Annotated in this window: 24 protein-coding genes; 13 read left to right on the plus strand and 11 right to left on the minus strand. The window is 33.2% G+C overall.

The features are described 5' to 3' along the window. Positions 1–231: 231 nt before the first annotated feature. From ACNQGX_RS16930 to ACNQGX_RS16965, 8 genes are all read right to left on the minus strand, one after another. On the minus strand, positions 232–1353 hold the full coding sequence (locus tag ACNQGX_RS16930) for a nuclear transport factor 2 family protein (RefSeq protein WP_417978223.1): 1122 nt from the start codon (positions 1351–1353) through the stop codon (positions 232–234). Positions 1354–1737: 384 nt separating this feature from the next. Then, positions 1738–2793, minus strand: a complete 1056-nt coding sequence (locus ACNQGX_RS16935) for a serine hydrolase domain-containing protein (protein WP_417978225.1) — start codon at positions 2791–2793, stop codon at positions 1738–1740. Between the two features lie 15 nt (positions 2794–2808). Beyond that, on the minus strand, positions 2809–3228 hold the full coding sequence (locus ACNQGX_RS16940) for a nuclear transport factor 2 family protein (protein ID WP_417978227.1): 420 nt from the start codon (positions 3226–3228) through the stop codon (positions 2809–2811). A 106-nt stretch (positions 3229–3334) separates the two neighbouring features. Then, positions 3335–4402 carry a helix-turn-helix domain-containing protein gene (locus tag ACNQGX_RS16945; RefSeq protein ID WP_417978229.1) on the minus strand — a complete coding sequence of 356 codons (1068 nt, stop codon included), beginning with the start codon at positions 4400–4402 and terminating at the stop codon, positions 3335–3337. A 293-nt stretch (positions 4403–4695) separates the two neighbouring features. Further along, a complete protein-coding gene (locus tag ACNQGX_RS16950; protein WP_417978232.1) occupies positions 4696–5190 on the minus strand; it encodes an SDR family NAD(P)-dependent oxidoreductase in 495 nt (164 codons plus the stop codon). Beyond that, positions 5165–5374 carry an SDR family NAD(P)-dependent oxidoreductase gene (locus ACNQGX_RS16955; protein WP_417978233.1) on the minus strand — a complete coding sequence of 70 codons (210 nt, stop codon included), beginning with the start codon at positions 5372–5374 and terminating at the stop codon, positions 5165–5167. The genes ACNQGX_RS16950 and ACNQGX_RS16955 overlap by 26 nt, the downstream gene beginning before the upstream one ends. A 254-nt stretch (positions 5375–5628) precedes the next feature. Beyond that, the gene (locus ACNQGX_RS16960) at positions 5629–6285 is read right to left on the minus strand and encodes a VOC family protein (protein ID WP_417978235.1); all 657 of its coding nucleotides are present in this window, start codon (positions 6283–6285) and stop codon (positions 5629–5631) included. A 423-nt stretch (positions 6286–6708) separates the two neighbouring features. Next, positions 6709–7494 carry an alpha/beta fold hydrolase gene (locus ACNQGX_RS16965; RefSeq protein ID WP_417978236.1) on the minus strand — a complete coding sequence of 262 codons (786 nt, stop codon included), beginning with the start codon at positions 7492–7494 and terminating at the stop codon, positions 6709–6711. 110 nt (positions 7495–7604) lie between these two features. Between ACNQGX_RS16965 and ACNQGX_RS16970 the strand changes: the two genes are divergently transcribed. Continuing rightward, positions 7605–7754 carry a hypothetical protein gene (locus ACNQGX_RS16970; protein WP_165929466.1) on the plus strand — a complete coding sequence of 50 codons (150 nt, stop codon included), beginning with the start codon at positions 7605–7607 and terminating at the stop codon, positions 7752–7754. Here ACNQGX_RS16970 and ACNQGX_RS16975 read toward each other — a convergent pair. The 3 genes from ACNQGX_RS16975 to prfA all read right to left on the minus strand — a co-directional run bounded on the left by ACNQGX_RS16975 (position 7749) and on the right by prfA (position 10916). Then, the gene (locus tag ACNQGX_RS16975; protein WP_131917457.1) at positions 7749–8555 is read right to left on the minus strand and encodes an ABC transporter substrate-binding protein; all 807 of its coding nucleotides are present in this window, start codon (positions 8553–8555) and stop codon (positions 7749–7751) included. The two genes, ACNQGX_RS16970 and ACNQGX_RS16975, sit on opposite strands and share 6 nt — an antisense overlap. Positions 8556–8843: 288 nt before the next feature. Beyond that, positions 8844–9671 (minus strand): orotidine-5'-phosphate decarboxylase, encoded by an 828-nt coding sequence (gene pyrF / locus ACNQGX_RS16980; protein WP_417978238.1) that lies wholly within the window; start codon positions 9669–9671, stop codon positions 8844–8846. A 168-nt stretch (positions 9672–9839) separates the two neighbouring features. Next, positions 9840–10916 carry a peptide chain release factor 1 gene (gene prfA, locus ACNQGX_RS16985; protein WP_099714674.1) on the minus strand — a complete coding sequence of 359 codons (1077 nt, stop codon included), beginning with the start codon at positions 10914–10916 and terminating at the stop codon, positions 9840–9842. A gap of 424 nt (positions 10917–11340) precedes the next feature. On the opposite strand from prfA, the gene ACNQGX_RS16990 reads away from it, so the two are divergent. The 12 genes from ACNQGX_RS16990 (at position 11341) to ACNQGX_RS17045 (ending at position 18412) form a co-directional block, all read left to right on the plus strand. Continuing rightward, complete coding sequence (locus ACNQGX_RS16990) at positions 11341–12069, plus strand: TonB family protein (RefSeq protein ID WP_417978240.1); 729 nt, start codon at positions 11341–11343, stop codon at positions 12067–12069. A gap of 21 nt (positions 12070–12090) precedes the next feature. Continuing rightward, positions 12091–12483: a DUF1801 domain-containing protein gene (locus tag ACNQGX_RS16995; protein ID WP_417978243.1), complete on the plus strand. Its 393-nt coding sequence runs from the start codon at positions 12091–12093 to the stop codon at positions 12481–12483. 29 nt (positions 12484–12512) lie between these two features. After that, positions 12513–12656 carry a DUF2200 family protein gene (locus ACNQGX_RS17000; RefSeq protein ID WP_417978245.1) on the plus strand — a complete coding sequence of 48 codons (144 nt, stop codon included), beginning with the start codon at positions 12513–12515 and terminating at the stop codon, positions 12654–12656. A 532-nt stretch (positions 12657–13188) separates the two neighbouring features. Next, positions 13189–13512: a metalloregulator ArsR/SmtB family transcription factor gene (locus ACNQGX_RS17005; RefSeq protein ID WP_417978247.1), complete on the plus strand. Its 324-nt coding sequence runs from the start codon at positions 13189–13191 to the stop codon at positions 13510–13512. Between the two features lie 6 nt (positions 13513–13518). Beyond that, the gene (locus tag ACNQGX_RS17010; RefSeq protein ID WP_417978249.1) at positions 13519–13983 is read left to right on the plus strand and encodes an SRPBCC family protein; all 465 of its coding nucleotides are present in this window, start codon (positions 13519–13521) and stop codon (positions 13981–13983) included. A 6-nt stretch (positions 13984–13989) separates the two neighbouring features. Next, positions 13990–14178: a DoxX family protein gene (locus ACNQGX_RS17015; RefSeq protein WP_417978252.1), complete on the plus strand. Its 189-nt coding sequence runs from the start codon at positions 13990–13992 to the stop codon at positions 14176–14178. A 219-nt stretch (positions 14179–14397) separates the two neighbouring features. Continuing rightward, positions 14398–14826: a hypothetical protein gene (locus ACNQGX_RS17020; protein ID WP_417978254.1), complete on the plus strand. Its 429-nt coding sequence runs from the start codon at positions 14398–14400 to the stop codon at positions 14824–14826. A gap of 2 nt (positions 14827–14828) precedes the next feature. Next, a complete protein-coding gene (locus tag ACNQGX_RS17025; protein ID WP_417978265.1) occupies positions 14829–14954 on the plus strand; it encodes an AraC family transcriptional regulator in 126 nt (41 codons plus the stop codon). A gap of 84 nt (positions 14955–15038) precedes the next feature. Next, positions 15039–15935 carry a CPBP family intramembrane glutamic endopeptidase gene (locus tag ACNQGX_RS17030; RefSeq protein WP_417978256.1) on the plus strand — a complete coding sequence of 299 codons (897 nt, stop codon included), beginning with the start codon at positions 15039–15041 and terminating at the stop codon, positions 15933–15935. Positions 15936–16055: 120 nt separating this feature from the next. Beyond that, positions 16056–16571: an O-acetyl-ADP-ribose deacetylase gene (locus ACNQGX_RS17035; RefSeq protein ID WP_417978258.1), complete on the plus strand. Its 516-nt coding sequence runs from the start codon at positions 16056–16058 to the stop codon at positions 16569–16571. Positions 16572–16734: 163 nt separating this feature from the next. Beyond that, positions 16735–17484, plus strand: coding sequence for an SDR family oxidoreductase (locus ACNQGX_RS17040; RefSeq protein WP_417978260.1), 750 nt, complete (start codon positions 16735–16737; stop codon positions 17482–17484). A 55-nt stretch (positions 17485–17539) separates the two neighbouring features. Beyond that, a complete protein-coding gene (locus tag ACNQGX_RS17045) occupies positions 17540–18412 on the plus strand; it encodes an RNA polymerase sigma factor (RefSeq protein WP_417978261.1) in 873 nt (290 codons plus the stop codon). Positions 18413–19002: the final 590 nt, after the last annotated feature.

Here is a 19002-nt window from a genome sequence, read left to right on the forward strand (position 1 = left end):
GGGTGTAATTCGAAAAACATTTCTTTTTACCACATAGAAACATAGAAATAAAACTTATAATTAAAGAAATAATAGAAAATAGCACTATTTTTCGCATAGTTTGACTATGTGAAAAGTAAAACATCTATCAAACTCTTTTTAAACACTATAATTTCTATGTTTCTATGTGGTAAAAATCAATTGCACCCAACGGATTATTAGATACTTTTTGTTTCGCATAGCTATAGACCATTACTCATTTTTCGCACCATTTATTAATTCTATAATCTTTAAAGCTACACCGCTTGACGATTGAAAGTTTTGTCCAGTGACGATTCTTCCGTCCGTTTCTACATGGGAGGCGTTACGAGCAGAAAACTTAAAAACTCCTCCTCTTTCTTCAATTGTCTTTTGAATTAAGAATGGAAAATACTTAAAATAGTCTCCATCTTGTTTTTCGAATGAATCGGGGTAACCACTAATTTTTTTCCCAGCCACTAAATAATTGCCGTCATTAGTTTTTAAGTTTACAATTCCTGCGGTTCCATGACAAACAGAAGAGATAATGCCCTTATTTTCTTCATATACTTTTAAAACAATAGTTTGAATTGCTGCATTTTCAGGTACATCATACATAGCAGACCCACCACCAATGTAATGAACAGCTTTGTAATTTTTTGAATCAATTTCTGTTGGTTTTTTAGTGTTTTTTAGGGCATACATAAAATCTTGATCATATAAATAGTGCTTTTGCAAAGTGTCGGAGGTGTTGATATACGCTAATGGAATACTTCCTCCTTCTGGACTTACAAAATCGACGGTGTATCCTGCTGTTTTAAAAGTATGGTAAGCGTTTACTATTTCAGAAAAACTATTGCCTGTTGCTATGGTTGATTTACCATAATAATGGGCATTAGAAACAATGAATAGGATATGCTGTCCTGATTTATTGCTATTTAAGCTACTTGCGGATTTACTGATTATTTTCCATTCGCCTTGAATTTTTTTGAGTAAAAACATATCAATATATTCTGTTTTTTTGTCAGGTATTACTATTTCTGCCTTAGCCAAAGCTATATTGTTATACAAATCAATTGAAATAATTCTGCCTATGCGACCATTAAACTGCCCCTGATTGTCTTTCTTAAACCATTTGGCATATTCGCTAACAGGCACAATCCATAGGTCTTTGTCTTTATGACTTAAAAATAGATTGGCTTCGGAATAAAATGCCTTTTCGATGCTATCCGGTTTGTTGTAAGAACTACCATCAATGTAATTTTCAATACATTTTTTAATTGATACCTCTTCAGTTTGTGCCAATAAACAACTTGGCGAAAATAATAGTGCGATAAAATAGATGACTTTTTTCATAAACTTTTCGAAATTTTAGTTTAATTAATAATGCTGCGAAATTGCAAAACATCAATCAATTCAAGGGGTAGGAATCAGGAATCAGTAGTACGGATTTATATATCTGAACTATTTAGCCGCATTTTGCCAAGTCAAACGCATTAAAAATTGAACCACATAGAAACATAGAATTTAATTTATTTTTGATTTAAATCTGTTCCGAATAGTCGAAATGTAGGTGACATAGAAAAAAAGCCAATGCTTTTTTTTTTATTGTGAACTCTTATCACCGTCAAAATTTATTTTCACACGAATAAACACTATGTTTCTATGCGGTTTAAACTTCAATTTATTTTAATGCGTTTGACGTGGCATTTTGCAAAAAAATTGCCGGAGCTGTATCTTTTAATTTTTTCTGCTCAATTTTTCAATAGTATTGACTACTTCATTAATTCCTCCAATTTTTTCAGTTGGTATAAACATTCCATTGGCTAACAATATGATAGTTGTTCCTTTATCAGGAAATTTTCTATATGCCGTTGATACACCACCTGAAAAGCCATAAGATAATTCTCCATTTGACTTTATTAAATCTAAGCCATGAGTAAAATCTCTTTTTACCTCATAATCGAAGGGAGAAAATAATTGTGTCTTCGTTTTCTCTGAGATAAGTTCGTTATTGTCGAATTTCTTATTCCACTCAACAAATGAATTCAATGTCATATTTAGAGCAGCCGCTCCATATTCATATTCAGGAAAATTCCAATTTCTTTTAAAAAACTGATTGCTGTTTACTGTGTTTACATAACCATAGCTTAAATTTTCAACAACTTTCAGATTATTACCTTCAAAAACAACCGATTTTAAAGAAGTTGGAAATTGTGTAGCAATTATATATTCACTCAAAGTTTTTCCAATTACTTTTTGAAATATTCGGTTTAAAAGCCAATAGTTGGTTTGATTATAGTCGAATTGTTTTCCTGCAGCAAATCTCACTGTATCCTTATATACTTTCTGTTTGGCATCTTCCTCTTTATCGTTTGTATAATTAACAATATCTGGTAAGCCCGATGAATGAGTAAGGAGGTTTTTTATTTGCACTTTTCTCCAATTATTTGGTAAATCATCTAAAAAATCGGAGATACGATTATCTAGGGATAGTTTATTTTGCTCAATTAATTGATGAACCGCTACTACTGACATTACTTTTGTTGTGGAAAATAATGGGAATAAAGTTTTGTCTGTTACAGGTACTGCCATTTCTATATTTGCAAGTCCATAATATTTTCTATGAATAACTTGCCCATTCTTAATTATAGCTAATGCTAAACCTGGTATATTGTATTGTTTCTGAACTTGTGCAATATAGGTGTCAACCTTTTTATTGTGTTCCGTTTGTGCCTGTATGTTTATAGCCGAAAGTGAAAAAAGTATGGTAATCGAAAAGAATAGATATTTCATTGGATATGATTGGTTTTATTTAGTTTTAAGAATATTGGCAGAAATTTTATCTACAATATACCATTCTCCGTTTAATTTCATCATATTGAAATAATCAGTAAATATTCGTTCGGGAGTTTCTATTTCGCATTTTGCAGATGCAATGTTGCCTGTAAAATTAATTTCAATAATTCTACCTTCCGAATTTGCTAATTTTGAGCGAAGTTTAAATCTGCTTAAATAGTTTTTTCTATCGATTATTAGTACTTTATTGTCTTTAATGTTTTTCAAATTGCAAGAGGAATGCATTGCTTTTCCCAGTTTCAAAGTGTCGCCAGTCATCCACCCATCAAAATAGGTTTGGATTGTTTTTTCAAGAAGTATTTTTTCTTGATTTTGCGCATTCGCAAAGAGGCTACAGCCTAAAACCATTAGACCTATTGTTATTTTTTTCATGCTTTTCAAAATTTTAGTTTAATTATTAAAGCTGTAAAATTGCAAAACATAAATCAATTCAAGGGGTAGGAATCAGCAATTAGTTGTACGGATTTATATATTTGAACTACTTAGTCGCATTTTGAAGAAAAATGGCTGGAGTTGTACCTTTTAATTTCTTGAAAGTAGCAAAGAAAGTAGATTTGGAATTAAAACCCACTTCATACCCTATGCCTTCCAATGTTAGTTTATTCTCTGAAACCATAATAGTGCAGGCTTCATTGATGCGGTATTCGTTGATAAAAGCGGTAAAGTTTTTACCCATATTGTCATTCAAAAGCTGGGACAATTGATGTACAGAAATATTGATTTCTTTTGACAATTCGCTCAAGGTAAGATTGGCGTTTTGGTATATTTTTTTTTCAGCCATTAATTGATGCAATTTTTCAATCAAAATGTTGGCTGTGTCATGATCTACTTTTTTAGTGCCATATTTATTTGGGCTAGGCGAAAATAGATCCTCTGTTTTTTTTCTGTATAAAAGCTTTAATATGAAGATGTACAGGATAAACGTATAGGCAATTGAACCACTAATGTAAATTGGATAATTGATTGGCATTAAGCTTAAAACATAAGAGGTGAAAACGATGATATTACCGCCATAGATACTCAGCAACCATTTTTCGAACACAGTAATGCTGTTTGCTGTTTTACTTTTTGAAAACAATTTATAAAGAATTGTTTTGAGTAGAAATCCCGTTGCCAAGATACAGACAAACCATTGCAGGTAAATAATTTTCACGAAATAAAGATTCCAATATTTCGGATACGTTTCATACGGAAATGCTGTTCCTACGAGTAAAATGAAGATCATTAAAACAGCAAAGTGCCATTTCCATTTGTTTGGAATAACTATGGCTTGTTCCATAGATGATTTTACAAAATAAAATAATGCCGGACCAATAAGAAAGCAGGCAGAAAGCCCTATTTGCAAATAAATCCTTGGTAAATCGGGTTTGAAAAATATAAAAACCGACTTCCCGATTCTTATGCTTAATGCAAGTAATAATATACCTAGAAAATAATTAGAAAGGTGTTTTTTCTTGGTAAAAAAGAAAAAATAACAACTTAAAACTAGCCCATTGAATGCGCCTAATGCACTAAAAAAAAATAAGAGTTCTTTCGTAAAATTCATTTTGAATAGTTTTTTTTTGTACGATTAATAAAACATCAATTGACTTCAATTCGTCTAATAATCAAAAAAGCCCTCCCAGAATAGACTATTTGAGACTTTTTAAAGATTAGGAGCCGAAGGTGTAATTCTCCGCAAGGTGTTTCTAGACTGTTTGACATCCCAGCATATTTATAAAGTGACGGGATGCAAAGACTAGTCTTCAAATTCATCACTTATTTTCCAAGTCTAAAACCAACTTTAAATTCAGCATTTTTGTCGCCATTTTATAATAGGATTGTTGTGTGCTGTGTTTGCTACCACACCATTTTTTCTTGTAATTCTGCATTCCAAAAAGTTCCGGTTTCCATTTCGGTTTCTATTAACTTAAATATTCCATTTGCTGAAAATTCAGTTGTTAATGGCGCACCCTCCGTTGATAATTTTGTTTGGACCCAACCTGGATGAATTGAATTTACGTTTATATTTTTATCGTTTAATCTAGCCGCTAAAGTTTTAGTGTACATATTTAATGCCGATTTCGACATTCTATAGGCAGTGGAGTCAATTTTAGAAACTTGGTTCAATGTTGCCATAATTGAAGAAATATTTAAAATTTTTCCGTTTTCGTTAACAAAATCCAATATGGTTTCCGTAAAGTTTACAAGTCCAAAAACATTCGTTTCAAAAGTTAATTTTAAACTTTCAAAATCTGGTTTTATTTTGTCTAAATCTGGAGCAATTCCAGCATTATTGACTAAAATGTCAATTCCTTTGAATTTATTTCTAATTATTGAGTTTGCATTTTTCAATCGAACTTTGATTTGTCAAATCTAATGCCACTACAAATAGGTTTTCAGAACTAATATTTTCAATTTTTCCATTTCTGGAAGTTCCAATTACAAAATAATTTTCAGCAATTAATTTTTCGGCTAAAGCGTTTCCAATTCCGGAATTTGCTCCTGTAATTAATACAATTTTATTGTTTGATTTCATTTATACTCTTTCTTTTTTTTAACATAAGCACACAACTCATAAACACATGCAACGCCATAAAACAGCAACTAATTAATCGTTTGGTTATTATCTATTTAATACTAAAAAACCAAAAAATAATGCGCTTTTGGACTTCTAATTTATTTTTTTTAACTGTTCAAATATAGGATTTATTTTATAAAATAAAATGTCCCACAATTATTTTATCATAAAAAAATGCTCACCAGAAATGAGCATTTTTAACTATCGTTTTTTCAATCTAAAATTTCAATTTTCCTCGTTTCCCCATCACTATCAAATACTACTTTGGTATAGAATGATTTTGATTTTTTATGCGTTGGATACCAATCTCGATTTTCTTCCACAAGGATAAAAAGCCCTGTATCGGTGCCTAAAACAATGAATTTATTGAGTTTGGGTTGTTTTGGAAATACAGAAAGACCGTATTTATTAAACATTTCATCACTTAGTTGGGAAACATTTTTGGTAACAAAACCTATCTCGCTAACGGATAAAATTGATGAACCATCAAATGGTTTCTCCGAAGCATTATCCAAACTGAAACGCGCGATGAATTCTAAAATATTTCCATTATTGTCATAGAAATAAAAAGACTTGGCATTCCAATTATAGAAATCGGCGATTTTTTCCGGTGGAATTACCTCCAAAATTTCAGTCTTCTTTTCTATCCAAGCAAAGGCTTCCAATAATTTATTATTTGGTACGTCAAAAGCAAAATGATATACTGGTTTTAAATTCTCAGAAGACCGAAAAGTTAGTTTTGTGGCACCCGCAACAAATGAAATACTCGAATTGTCTTTTGATATAGTTTGCAATCCAATAACATCGTTATAAAACGTCTCCGTTTCAGTAATGCTATCCGTCAATAATTCCAGTTCGAGAATTTTCATCTTATATCATTTATGAATATAAATTAATCCGAAAAATTGTTGGTATAATGCCGATATAATATGAAAATAGTTCAATTTTCATTGGACTATATTGAATACATAATCGGTATTATTACAGTTAAAACTATTTTATCTTTCTAACATATTTACCTAAACGCCCAACTGCTAAACCACTATGAATTTATAATGGTAGCTCTTTAAACCTTCCTATTCCATAGTATCAGACGGCATCAAAATCCTTAAATAAATACTACAGAATTAAAGTTAAAAAAACTTAACTTATGTACAACAAAGTAATAACAAAATCTTAACAGCAAAACGCCACCTTATGTGTGATCTTTGCAGAGTAATAAACTGGTTATTTATTATTTTGGTTTTGGTTAGTTAAAGAATTGCCTGTATTTATAATGCAGGCATTTTTTTTTATTTAGCCGTATTTATAAAAGAAAGAACCGCATCGTTAAAAGCATTAGGTTGCTCCACATTCACTACATGTCCACATTTTTCTATCACAAAGAGTTTGGAAGATTTATAATGATTTTCGACAACTTTCCGAACCGATGGCAAAAACATATAATCCTCTTCACCCATAACATAAAGCGTAGGAATATTCAATTCTACCTGACGGAACCACTTAAGAACCGGGTTTATTTCGGCAGTGAGTTTAAACCATTTGATAAATTCTTTTTGGTATAATTTCTTGGCCTCATTGATAAAAAGCACACGGGATTGCTTGTGACTTTTTTTAGGCATGATAACAAAAGCAAAAAACTTATATAAAACCAAATAAGGCAATACATATTTAAACATATTTCCCAATCGCATCAATACTTGAGAACGGAAATTCATTTTCAGGATTGCACCACCAAGAATCATGCTTTGCACGCGTTCCGGATACATTTCAGCCAATTGTCTGATGAGTATGGTACCCAATGAAATGCCAACAAAATGTGATTTTTTGATTTTTAGAAAATCTAAGACTTCCAGAATATCATTGGCCAAAGCCGAAAAAGTATATTTCTGTTTGAAAGCCGTTTTTAAAGTGGGTTTTGATTCCCCGTGACCCCGCAAATCCAACAACAATACATTATACTGTTTTTTAAAATCACGAATTTGTTTGAACCAAATTGAAGAACTTCCACCAGCACCATGAACAAAAATTACCCACTGATCGCTGCTTTTATTTTCGTAAATGGTATAGTTAATCACGCTTTAATTTTTTTTGTAAAAATAGGACTTTAATTTTAAATCCCAATCTTAACAAAAAATAATGCTATTTTAAAGATTGTATACCGTAAATTTGCAAAAAAATTACACCCATGAAAGGATTATTGAAAGAGAAAAGTGAAATAGAAAAGCTTAAAAGAGAATACCAAATGTTCTCAGAACAAAATTTAAACATCGAAAAGTCTACTGTTAAGTCTACCATGACAACAGAAGAATTAGTTTTAGAAGAATGCGAATTATAATTTTTGATGCATTTTTTTAAAATAGTCAAACGCTTTTAGCAGCCTGCTTCCATACCAAGAAAACATTTCGCCATCAACAAACACCGTTTTGGCATGATGCGTGTGTCTTCCTATTTCAAAAGCATCTTCCTCCTTGAAAGGATACGGCTCAGAGGACAGAAAAACCAAATCCGGATCGCCTTCCAAGCGCATTTTTTTGAGTTCAATTTCCGGGTAACGTCCCGAAGCCTCGGGATTGTTATCATAAATATTCTGAAAATGATTCAGCTTCAGTAATTCATTGATAAAATTATCCGAACCAGCGACCATAAAAGGGTTTTTCCAAATGAAATATGCTGCTTTTTTAACGGGTATATCTTTGACAAAGTTTTTAAAATCGCTCAAGGCAAAAGCCAATTTATCGTTCCATTTCTGGGCTTCGGTTCTGCAATTGAAAAGCTGTCCAAAATCAGTTATCATCTTAAAATTATCTTCAATCGTGATGATATTCGTCACCCAAACCGGACAAATTTTACGCAACTCATCCACAATTTCTGGTGTGTTTTCCTCTTTATTACAAATGATGATATCAGGTTGCAACAATCTGATTTTCTCATAATGCACTTTTTTGGTACCGCCAACAATTTTCTTCGTTGATTTAAAATGATATGGATGCACACAGAATTTGGTAATCCCAACAATGCTGGCTTCCAAACCTAAATCATACAGTAATTCCGTTTGTGAAGGAACCAATGAAATGATGCGTTTTGGTGAAGTTTCAAAAGAATGGGAAGTCCCGAGTTGATCGATAAATGTTTTCATAATTCTGTTTAAACCTTAAACATCAAGGCTCTATTTTAATAGTGACAGCATAAAAAATAAAATTCAAACCATATAAGGAATGTAAGTTCATTTAAGTTGCAAAGTCAATAAATCGGCATATGTTATATGTACTTACATTCCTTACATGGTTAACTAATTTAACATGCTTTTTTTTACCATTTAAGCCATTAAAGAAAATTTAAGTTTTAAAATGCTGTAAATAATTGAAAGCCCTCCTAAAAACAAATTATTATTTTGATTACAGTAGAGGAAGCGCATCCAATGTTTTTAATTCGGTTTAATATCGTTTAAAATTGCTGCCATTTCCTGTTGCATATTCAACGCTTCTTCTCTTGCTTTTTCGGCAAAATCAGTTCCATTTGAAGCATAAATAATGGCTCTGGAAGAGTTTATAAGTAATCCTACATTCGCATTCATACCGTATTTGCAAACTTCAGATAAACTTCCTCCTTGTGCACCAACTCCGGGAACAAGCAAAAAACTATCAGGGACAATTTTACGAATTTCAGTAAAATATTCGGCTTTGGTAGCACCTACAACATACATCAGGTTTTCGCTGTTTTTCCACGTTTTAGAAGTCTCTAATACGTGTTTGTACAATTCTTTTCCATCAACGTTTAAAGTCTGAAAATCGAACGCTCCTTCATTGGAAGTCAAAGCCAACATTATGGTATGTTTATTTTCGAAAGCTAGAAATGGCTCTACCGAATCTTTCCCCATATAAGGAGCAACTGTAACGCTGTCAAAGTTTAAATCTTCAAAAAAAGCTTTGGCATACATCGAAGACGTATTGCCAATATCACCGCGTTTTGCATCCGCAATCGTGAAGATATCCGGATAATTTTCGTTGATGTAATGGATTGTTTTTTGCAACGACATCCAACCTTTTATTCCGTAAGCTTCATAAAAAGCAGTATTGGGTTTGTAAGACACCGTTAAATCATGGGTAGCATCGATTATCGCTTTATTAAATTCGAAAATGGGATCTTCTAAATCTAAAAGATGCTTTGGAATTTTATTCAAATCAACATCGAGTCCTACTGTAAGGAATGATTTCTTGATTCTGATTTGGTCAATAAGTTGTTGTGTGGTCATTGTTGTGTGTTTAACCGCAAAGTTCGCAAAGTTTTTCGCAAAGTTCACAAAGATTTAATCTGTTTATTATTTTTCACAAAGTCAAAAACAGTAAAAAACTGTTAAAAAAAATACCATGCTAAATAATTTAGTATGGTATCTTTTCTCTTTCTTCTTGCATCTATTTTCTTAAAAAACTTCGCTTGCTTCTTTCAATTTTTCCATGTTGTTGACTAACGCTAGCTCATCAACAATTTTCTGAATGTCACCATTCATGATATTTCCTAAATCATACAAAGTCAATCCTACACGATGATCCGTTACACGCCCTTGTGCGTAATTGTAGGTACGGATTTTTGCAGAACGGTCACCAGAACTTACCTGAGACGTACGTTTGGTAGCATCTTCCGCTTGTTTTTTGGCTAATTCCTGTTCGTACAAACGGGAACGCAAAACGCCAAATGCCTTGTCTTTATTTTTATGCTGTGATTTTTGATCCTGACATTGCGCCACTAATCCTGTTGGAATGTGCGTCAAACGAACCGCTGATTTGGTTGTATTTACGGATTGTCCACCTGGTCCTGAAGAACAGAAAAAATCCACACGTACATCATTCATATCAATTTGGACATCAAATTCCTCTGCTTCCGGAAGCACCATAACAGTCGCTGCCGAGGTGTGAACACGCCCTTGTGTTTCCGTTTGCGGTACCCGTTGCACACGGTGAACACCCGCTTCAAACTTCAATGTTCCGTAAACATCCTCACCGGTAACTTCAAAAATCACCTCTTTGAAACCACCCGAAGTTCCTTCATTCATATCGACAACCGAAGTTCTCCAACCTCTGTTCTCACAATATTTCGTGTACATACGGAATAAATCCCCTGCAAAAATACTCGCTTCATCCCCACCCGTTCCGGCACGAATCTCCACCATCACATTTTTGGCATCTTCGGGATCTTTAGGAATCAACATAAATTTGATTTCATCCTCCAGTTCCGGTAATCTTTCTTTCGCTTCTTCCAGTTGCATTTTGGCCATTTCGGTCATATCTGCATCACTGTTATCGGCTATTATTTCGTTTGCTTCTTCAATATTCGCCATGATCAGCACGTATTCATCGCGCTTTTCGGCCAAAGCTTTTAAACTTTTGTACTCTTGATTCAATTGCACATAACGCTTCTGATCAGAGATAACATCCGGCTGAATGATTAAATCCGATATCTCATCGAAACGTTGTTTTACTATTTGAAGTCTATCTAACATTTTCTTAGTCCTTTATTTGGAGTGCAAAAATACGAAAAAAGTATTCAGTTTGCAATGTTCCCTTTTTGCTATTTCCTTACAAGCAAAAAATTTTCAAACACAAACACACAAAGCCTATTCCCATTCTAACAAAACACGATGATTCACACATACAATATCACATAAGTTTGTCATCTCGACGGAGGAGAGATCACATTGGCTACTCACGATGTGTGATTCCTCGTGCCTCGGAATGACAAAACAAGATAATTATGGTTTCCAGTAAAACCCCTAAAGCAAAAGGAGTTACTTTTTAAAAAAGATATAAAACCAAAATTTATTACATCAGTATTTTCGGCATTAATTTATATATTTGAAGAAATAACAAATGCGAAACAAAGTTTTGTGTATATATAAGTTAGCGGTTATTAAAAAAGACGACACAATGAAAAAAAATTTCACATTGACATTTTTCCTCCTGACCATTATTACTTGGGGACAAGACACGATATATTATGACTATGATTGGAACAAAGTAAGTTCCTTTAAGTACACAACTTATTATCAAATTGTTCAGCACGACCAAGCTGACACTAATAGAGCAACAGAGAAAATTTATTTTAAATCTGGACAAATTAAAACAGAAAAGAGTTACGCTGTTTACAAAGACAGAAAATTAGATGGAAAATTAAAAGAATGGTATGAAAGCGGACAACTTCGTAAGGACATAGACTATAAATCAGGGAAATTAAATGGCCGACTTTTAACATATTGGGACAATGGAAAACCTAAACGTATAGACAGTTACGAAAATGATAAATTGATAGAAGGCAAGTGTATGAATTTTGATGGTATAGCGACTATCCATTATGACTATGACAAAAGGCCAGAGTTTCCAGGTGGTACAAACGAACTTATGCAACATTTAGTGAAAGAACTAAAATATCCGAATAAATCAAGAAAAGAAGAGATTGAAGGACGGGTTTTAGTTGGTTTTATTGTAAATAAAAATGGCACTATATCAGACATAAAAATTATTCAAAGCGTAAATAAACAGCTTGATGAAGAAGCAATACGGGTGGTAAAAAAAATGCCAAAATGGGAACCGGGAATGCAAGACGGTGAAGCAGTAAGAGTAACTTTTAATTTACCAATCGAATATCAATTGAATTAACGACCACACCATTAGACAAGAATGAACGAAGATATTAAAACATATAACGACAAACTGACTTCGGACGACAAAGCCATTTGCAACTTGCTTGCTCAAACTATTGACAACGAATTGACCGAAGCAGAGAGCAAAATTTGGCACGCCCACCCTGTTTGGTTTTTAGACGGCAATCCAATTGTTGGTTACAGCAAACAGAAAGCAGGATGGCGTTTGATGTTTTGGAGTGGTGCTGCCTTTGAAGAAGACGATTTAAAGATAAAAGGTGATAAATTTAAAGACGCTTCTATTTTCTTCACTACAGTTGAACAAATCAATACAAAAGACCTTAAACGTTGGTTGAAAAAATCAAGAGATATTCAGTGGGATTACAAAAACATAGTAAAAAGAAAAGGACAATTAGAAAGGTTGAAATAAATGGAGCCATTAACCTTAAAATGTAAGGTATGAACAACACAAACAATCACGATGAGCGTATTGCAAAAATGACATTCGCCTCGGTACATCCACATTATCTCACAAAAGTCGAGAAGAAAAACAGAACAAAAGAAGAATTATTTCAAGTAATCGAGTGGCTAACGGGGTTATGATGAAAAAAAGCTGCAAGAACTCGTCGAAGAAAAAGTAACTCCCACTGGTGCTCGTTTGCAACGAGTACCAATTTTAATTTAGAGCACAATCGTAGCGTTTGCAACGCGGTTACTTTAACTTTAAGAATTCGTTTCCCACGACAGTTAGCAAATAAACCACTCGCACTCGTTTGTCCATGTTCTCTGGTGCCCCACTGGTGCTCGTTTGCAACGAGTACCAATTTTAATTTAGAGCACAATCGTAGCGTTTGCAACGCGGTTACTTTAACTTTAAGAATTCGTTTCCCACGACAGTTAGCAAATAAACCACTCGCACTCGTTTGTCCATGTTCTCTGGTGCTCATCTGTAACGAGTACCAGTGCAGGAATTGGCGTAGTAAATTAACTAACAAACTAGCATTCAATTCATACACCACAACCTACATCTTCCCAATCAAAAAAACTTCCAATATTTTCAGTTTATAAAAATAATTTACAAAAAATTTGCGTAGTTACTTGACTACACTTATATTTGTAGTCAAATAACTTCATGATGAATTTAAGACGAGACGTTTTCCAAGCAATTGCCGACCCGACACGCAGGGCGATATTGGTGTTAGTAACAACACAATCCATGACAGCAGGCACAATCGCTTCCAATTTTGACACCGCAAGACCAACGGTTTCAAAACACCTGCAAATTTTAACCGAATGTGAATTGCTCACGGCCGAACAAAGCGGAAGGCAAATTCACTATCATCTAAATGCAAAAAAAATGAAAGAGATAGCTGATTTTATTGAGCCTTTCCGAAAAATGTGGGATGACAGGTTTAATAAATTGGAAGACATTATGAAAAATTATAAACCAAAAAACTAAAATACTATGGAACTAAAAACTAAAATTAATGCCGTTGACGGAAAACAGGAATTAGTGATAACAAGAGCATTCGATTTGCCTTTGGAATTACTATTCAAAGCACATACAGAACCCGAAATTGTGGAGCAATGGATGGGAACCAAAGTGCTGAAACTTGAAAGTAAAAATCACGGCAGTTACCAGTATGAAACCACTGACCCAAAAGGAAACAAACATGGATTTAACGGAACAATCCATGAGTTCGTCCCTAACCAGAAAATTACTCGGACATTTGAAATGAGCAATACTCCTTTTGGCATTCAGCTTGAATTCTACGAATTTGAAAAAATGACTGACAACACTAGCAAACTTACCATGCATGTGGTTTATAAATCTGTTGAAATCAGAGACCAGATCCTGAAACTACCATTTGCACAAGGAATAAATATGGCACACAACCGCCTGCAAGACATCGTAAACAAATTAAAATAATACACCATGAAAAAGAGAAATAAAATAATTTATTGGACAGCCACAGGACTTTTTTCAGTTGGCATGTTAGGAAGCGGAATATCTCAACTACTTCACACAAAAGAAATGAATGAACTTGTTGCCCATGTTGGGTATCCCATGTACTTTATGAACATTATTGGCGTATGGAAAACCCCAGCTCTGCGAAGTATATAAGTCGTAACAGCAAAATATAATCGTGATTGCTCTGCGAAGTCTCACGACTTCGTAGCCATTCCAATAATCAACAAACACAGGAAAATAAAGTTTGCTAAAGTTAAAACGGCATATAGCAATGGGTACGAAGTTGAGAGACTTTGTAAACACCTGCTCGTCGTAGCGCAACCAATCCCAAAGCATCAAAAAAGTAATAACCCATTTAAAAAAAACAAATCGATGAAATTACTACTTACCACCTTACTTTTAATTTTCAGCCTTACTATATTCGCACAATCGAATGGATTTGCTGGTGATTATAATCGTACTTTTAGCAAAGAAGGAGATCATTTAATTGAATATAAATTGACCTTACATCAAGATGGAACATTCTTATTTCATTCTTACAAGAATATTAAACAGGGAATTCCACCTGAAGTAAATAAATACGGAAAAGGGAAATGGACTGAGAAAGACAATGTGATTACTTTTTCTTCCAACAAACAAGAAGACTTTGATGAAAAATACACGTTGGATTTCAATAATTCCAAGGCGAGATTTGTCACTAAAAATCCTAGAGATAAAACGGACCGAATAATCAAAACCAGACTTACGTTTGTAGAATCAGAAATTTTCTGGATACAAAGACTTGATATTTTTAAGATATAAATATACATTGCAACTCTGCTTCGCTAACTGATATCAGCTTTGAATGCGGATTTGCTGACCAAAGTCATTTTATTAGAACATTTAAACAACAAACAGGTTTTTTGCCAAAAAAATTTCAGAACTTATAATTGAAAAGGCAAATTTCATTCTATTTCTAGGATTTTGATACTCGTATTTTTGCAATTAACTTAAACCAATTAATTACAAATTTTATGGAATCGATTACTACCAAACAAAGAATTTTAAATTCCCCTTTAACCAGAATCATACTTGGGCTTTTAGTATGTTTCATTGCTTTTATAATCGCTCAACAAATTGCAGGGAAAGTACTTGATTTAACTTCATTAAATAGAAATTATCGAAATCTAATAAAAGGCATAATCGCATCCACAATGGTAATTAGCGCCTATATCTTTTTTTTTAGAAAATACGAGAAAAGAGAGATAACCGAATTTTCAAGCAAAAGAATCGCCAAGTATATTATAGCAGGAACACTGATCGGTGTAATATTACAGTGCCTGACAATATTGATTATTTTTTTTAATAACGGTTTTGAAATTGTTTCGATTAATCCTATCTCCAATATAATCATTCCGTTAACTATAGCTTTTACACTTGCTGTTTTTGAAGAAATTTTAATTAGAGGCATTATTTTTCGAATAATGGAAGAAAAATTAGGCAGTTATATCTCTTTATTAATTTCAGCAATTATTTTTGGTGCATTACATTTAGCAAATCCAAATAGTACGCTAATATCTGGATTGTGCGTCGCCATTGAAGCTGGATTACTACTGGGTTCTGCTTATATTTACACTAGAAATTTATGGTTCCCAATTGCTATACATTTTGCTTGGAATTTTATGCAATCAGGATTTTTTGGAGCAATTACCTCTGCTAATGAAAACACAACTAGTTTACTAACTACTAAAATAACCGGAAATCAATTAACTACAGGCGGAGAATTTGGACCAGAAGGAACAATACAAGCTACTATTTTTTGTTTATTTGCTTCAATTATTTTATTGCAATTAAGTAAAAATAAATTGATAAATCCGTATTCGAAAAAAGAAACAGCTTGTAACAACGTTTTGACAAAATATGAGTTTTAGGTAAAATTACAATTGGTTTTGTACTTGAAGGTTTAGTTAATCGTTAATTTCCAGCATCCAAAACACATACTCCATTAATCTACATAACGTTAGACATAATATAATCTCGAAACTAAAAATATGATTGAAGTTATAAAAAGTGATATTACAAAACTCTCAGTTGATGCAATAGTAAATGCTGCTAATTCATCTCTTATGGGTGGCGGTGGCGTTGATGGAGCAATTCATAGAGCTGGAGGAAATGAAATATTGGAAGATTGTAGAAAAATTATCGCTAGACAAGGAAGTTGTGAGACTGGGCAAGCGGTAATTACTACTGCAGGAAAACTTCCGGCTAATTATGTAATACATACAGTTGGTCCAGTTTGGAATGGTGGAAATAATAATGAAAAAGAAAAACTTGCTGAATGCTATAAAAATTCATTACAACTTGCTGTTGAGAACAACTGCAAATCTATTGCATTTCCAAGTATTAGTACTGGTATATACAGATTCCCAAAAGAGTTAGCAGCACAAATTGCAGTTAAGACAGTTTCTGAATTTCTATCAAAACATACTGAAATTGAAAAAGTAATATTTGTTTGTTTTGATGATGAAAATGAAATTTTAATAAGTAAAGAGTTAAACAAAATTTAGCACTATAGCTAAGAGCCGTTTTTAAATAATGGCAAGTACAGCCCCTACTTAGAAAGATGTTAACAACCCAATCAAAAATAATTTACAGACTTTTGTAACATGACCAATTTTCTCTTGTCCAAATAATGGTAACAATGGAGTTGCTATTAAATCATTATAAAAAATGGACAAATTAAAAAACAAAGTTGCAGTAATAACAGGTGGTAGTAGTGGAATTGGTTTAGCGACAGCCAAAGAATTTATCGTAAATGGTGCCAAAGTTGTAATTTTTGGTAGAGGAAAACAAGCTCTTGATGAAGCTGTGAGTGAACTTGGTTCAAATAGTTATGCAGTTCAAGGTGATGTTTGCAAACAAACCGATTTAGACAGACTGTTTGCAGAAACCAAAACAAAATTTGGTGCTCTTGACATACTATTTATAAATGTAGGACAAGCAAAATTGGCCCCAATTGCAGACACAACAGAAGCTTTTTTTGACGAGATGATAAACGTAAATTTTAAAGGAGCCTACTTTACCCTGCAAAAAGCTATTCCACATTTAAATAATAATGCTTCTATTATTATTACTACATCATATTTTAACGGTATTGGTTTTGGAGGCAGTAGTTTATTAAGTGCCAGTAAAGCGGCTTTACGCTCCTTAGTTAGAGTTGCATCGGCCGAACTAATTGAAAAAGGTATCAGAGTAAATGCAGTAAGCCCAGGCGCCATTGCAACGCCACTTTGGGGTAAAATTGGTTTGCCGGAAGAAGTATTAAAATCAGCGGGCGAAGCTATTACAAATCAAATTCCTGTGAAACGTTTTGGGCAACCAGAGGAAATAGCCAAAACAGTGTTGTTTCTTGCCAGCGATGATTCCTCTTACATCATTGGTAATGAAATTGCAGTTGATGGCGGATTAAGACAGATTTAATTTTAAATTTACGTACTGCAAACAAATTGCTTGCAGTACGTATTACAACAAAAAAATGGACAATCCTTTTCATATAAATTATCCCGATCAAGTAGATAGCGACTTGGTTAAATTGGCAATCAGTGGTGATAAAAATGCGTTACAAAATCTTATTATCAGGCATCAAATATTCATTTATAATTTGGCCTTAAAAATGACTAAGAGTATTGAAGATGCAGAAGATTTAACGCAAGAGGTATTTATAAAAGCAATAACCTCGCTATCAAAATTTGAAGGAAAAAGTCAATTTAGAACGTGGCTTTACAGGATAACGGTTAATCATTTTTTGAATGCCAAAAAGAGAAAATCAGAGCTAAAAGTTATTGATTTTGAAACGTACTTTAATTCAATCGACACCATGCCGAGCAATGAATTAAGCAATCAAGAACATAATGATTTAACTGAATCAATAGAAGAATTAAGAATTAGTTGCACCGCTGGCATGCTCCTTTGTTTAGACAGAGAACAACGAATGATTTATATTCTTGGCGAAATGTTTGATATAGACCACAATTTAGGTTCAGAAATTTTAGGAATCACGGCAGGTAATTTTCGTATTCGATTAATGAGAGCGAGACAGGATCTTTATAATTGGATGAATGAAAGATGCGGTTTAGTAAATAAATCCAATCCTTGTAGATGTGTAAAAAAAACAAGAGCCTATATTGAAGCAGGCGCAGTTAACCCAAATAATTTAATATTCAATACCCGGCACAAGAAAAAAATATACGAACTATCAGAACAAAAGGCGGTTTCTATTACTGACACTGTTGAAGACTTGCACAAAAATATTTTTCAACAACATCCGATGCAAGAGCCTTTGACAGCAACAAAAATAATTGACGAAATTTTTAACAACAATCTGATAAAACTGATTCTAAATTCATAAATTGTGACTAACAAAGGGCAATAGTGCGATTGAAGTTCTAAATTGAACAATTACACCTTGAATTCTCCAATCTTGTCAAGCTTGGAAACGTCAGGCTGTGAAAAAACCTCTTTTTCCCATTGAAAACCTCCAATTTTTCCCATTGGCGCTCGTTCAATGTCATTAAGTTAAGATAAAAAAGGCTGATTTCACTAGGATTGTCGAGCTAATTATGTGATCTCTCCTTCGTCGAGATGACAAACTTTCTTGATAAAACATGCTAAACCACGCACGTTTTGTCATTCCGACGAAGGAGGACCCGAGGGTTTATCCCGAATAGGCGAAGCAATCTCATTATACTAGAACACTAGTAGCTCCCGAATACTGAAAAACACTCGTAAAAAAGCTTAACTTAATGACATTGGGCGCTCGTTCAATGTCATTAAGTTAAGGATTTATCTCGCTGATTTTTAGGTTATTATGTGTTTTATTTATAAAATTTTTCATATATTTATATGATAATCAATCATTTATAACTTTGAAAAAAAACAGCTATTTTTATCTTCAAAAAGATACAAACACAATTATTTAGTGAAGAATTGAAAAATGAA

Source organism: Flavobacterium glycogeni (assembly GCF_048286775.1).
Classification (GTDB): Bacteria; Bacteroidota; Bacteroidia; order Flavobacteriales; family Flavobacteriaceae; genus Flavobacterium.

What these genes read in the sequence shown, in the direction of transcription:
- ACNQGX_RS16930 (WP_417978223.1), bottom strand. Translation starts at nt 1,353, where the DNA reads ATGAAAAAAGTCATCTATTTTATCGCACTATTATTTTCGCCAAGTTGT.
- ACNQGX_RS16935 (WP_417978225.1), bottom strand. Translation starts at nt 2,793, where the DNA reads ATGAAATATCTATTCTTTTCGATTACCATACTTTTTTCACTTTCGGCT.
- ACNQGX_RS16940 (WP_417978227.1), bottom strand. Translation starts at nt 3,228, where the DNA reads ATGAAAAAAATAACAATAGGTCTAATGGTTTTAGGCTGTAGCCTCTTT.
- ACNQGX_RS16945 (WP_417978229.1), bottom strand. Translation starts at nt 4,402, where the DNA reads ATGAATTTTACGAAAGAACTCTTATTTTTTTTTAGTGCATTAGGCGCA.
- ACNQGX_RS16955 (WP_417978233.1), bottom strand. Translation starts at nt 5,374, where the DNA reads ATGAAATCAAACAATAAAATTGTATTAATTACAGGAGCAAATTCCGGA.
- ACNQGX_RS16960 (WP_417978235.1), bottom strand. Translation starts at nt 6,285, where the DNA reads ATGAAAATTCTCGAACTGGAATTATTGACGGATAGCATTACTGAAACG.
- ACNQGX_RS16970 (WP_165929466.1), top strand. Translation starts at nt 7,605, where the DNA reads ATGAAAGGATTATTGAAAGAGAAAAGTGAAATAGAAAAGCTTAAAAGA.
- ACNQGX_RS16975 (WP_131917457.1), bottom strand. Translation starts at nt 8,555, where the DNA reads ATGAAAACATTTATCGATCAACTCGGGACTTCCCATTCTTTTGAAACT.
- pyrF (WP_417978238.1), bottom strand. Translation starts at nt 9,671, where the DNA reads ATGACCACACAACAACTTATTGACCAAATCAGAATCAAGAAATCATTC.
- prfA (WP_099714674.1), bottom strand. Translation starts at nt 10,916, where the DNA reads ATGTTAGATAGACTTCAAATAGTAAAACAACGTTTCGATGAGATATCG.
- ACNQGX_RS16990 (WP_417978240.1), top strand. Translation starts at nt 11,341, where the DNA reads ATGAAAAAAAATTTCACATTGACATTTTTCCTCCTGACCATTATTACT.
- ACNQGX_RS16995 (WP_417978243.1), top strand. Translation starts at nt 12,091, where the DNA reads ATGAACGAAGATATTAAAACATATAACGACAAACTGACTTCGGACGAC.
- ACNQGX_RS17000 (WP_417978245.1), top strand. Translation starts at nt 12,513, where the DNA reads ATGAACAACACAAACAATCACGATGAGCGTATTGCAAAAATGACATTC.
- ACNQGX_RS17005 (WP_417978247.1), top strand. Translation starts at nt 13,189, where the DNA reads ATGAATTTAAGACGAGACGTTTTCCAAGCAATTGCCGACCCGACACGC.
- ACNQGX_RS17010 (WP_417978249.1), top strand. Translation starts at nt 13,519, where the DNA reads ATGGAACTAAAAACTAAAATTAATGCCGTTGACGGAAAACAGGAATTA.
- ACNQGX_RS17015 (WP_417978252.1), top strand. Translation starts at nt 13,990, where the DNA reads ATGAAAAAGAGAAATAAAATAATTTATTGGACAGCCACAGGACTTTTT.
- ACNQGX_RS17020 (WP_417978254.1), top strand. Translation starts at nt 14,398, where the DNA reads ATGAAATTACTACTTACCACCTTACTTTTAATTTTCAGCCTTACTATA.
- ACNQGX_RS17030 (WP_417978256.1), top strand. Translation starts at nt 15,039, where the DNA reads ATGGAATCGATTACTACCAAACAAAGAATTTTAAATTCCCCTTTAACC.
- ACNQGX_RS17035 (WP_417978258.1), top strand. Translation starts at nt 16,056, where the DNA reads ATGATTGAAGTTATAAAAAGTGATATTACAAAACTCTCAGTTGATGCA.
- ACNQGX_RS17040 (WP_417978260.1), top strand. Translation starts at nt 16,735, where the DNA reads ATGGACAAATTAAAAAACAAAGTTGCAGTAATAACAGGTGGTAGTAGT.
- ACNQGX_RS17045 (WP_417978261.1), top strand. Translation starts at nt 17,540, where the DNA reads ATGGACAATCCTTTTCATATAAATTATCCCGATCAAGTAGATAGCGAC.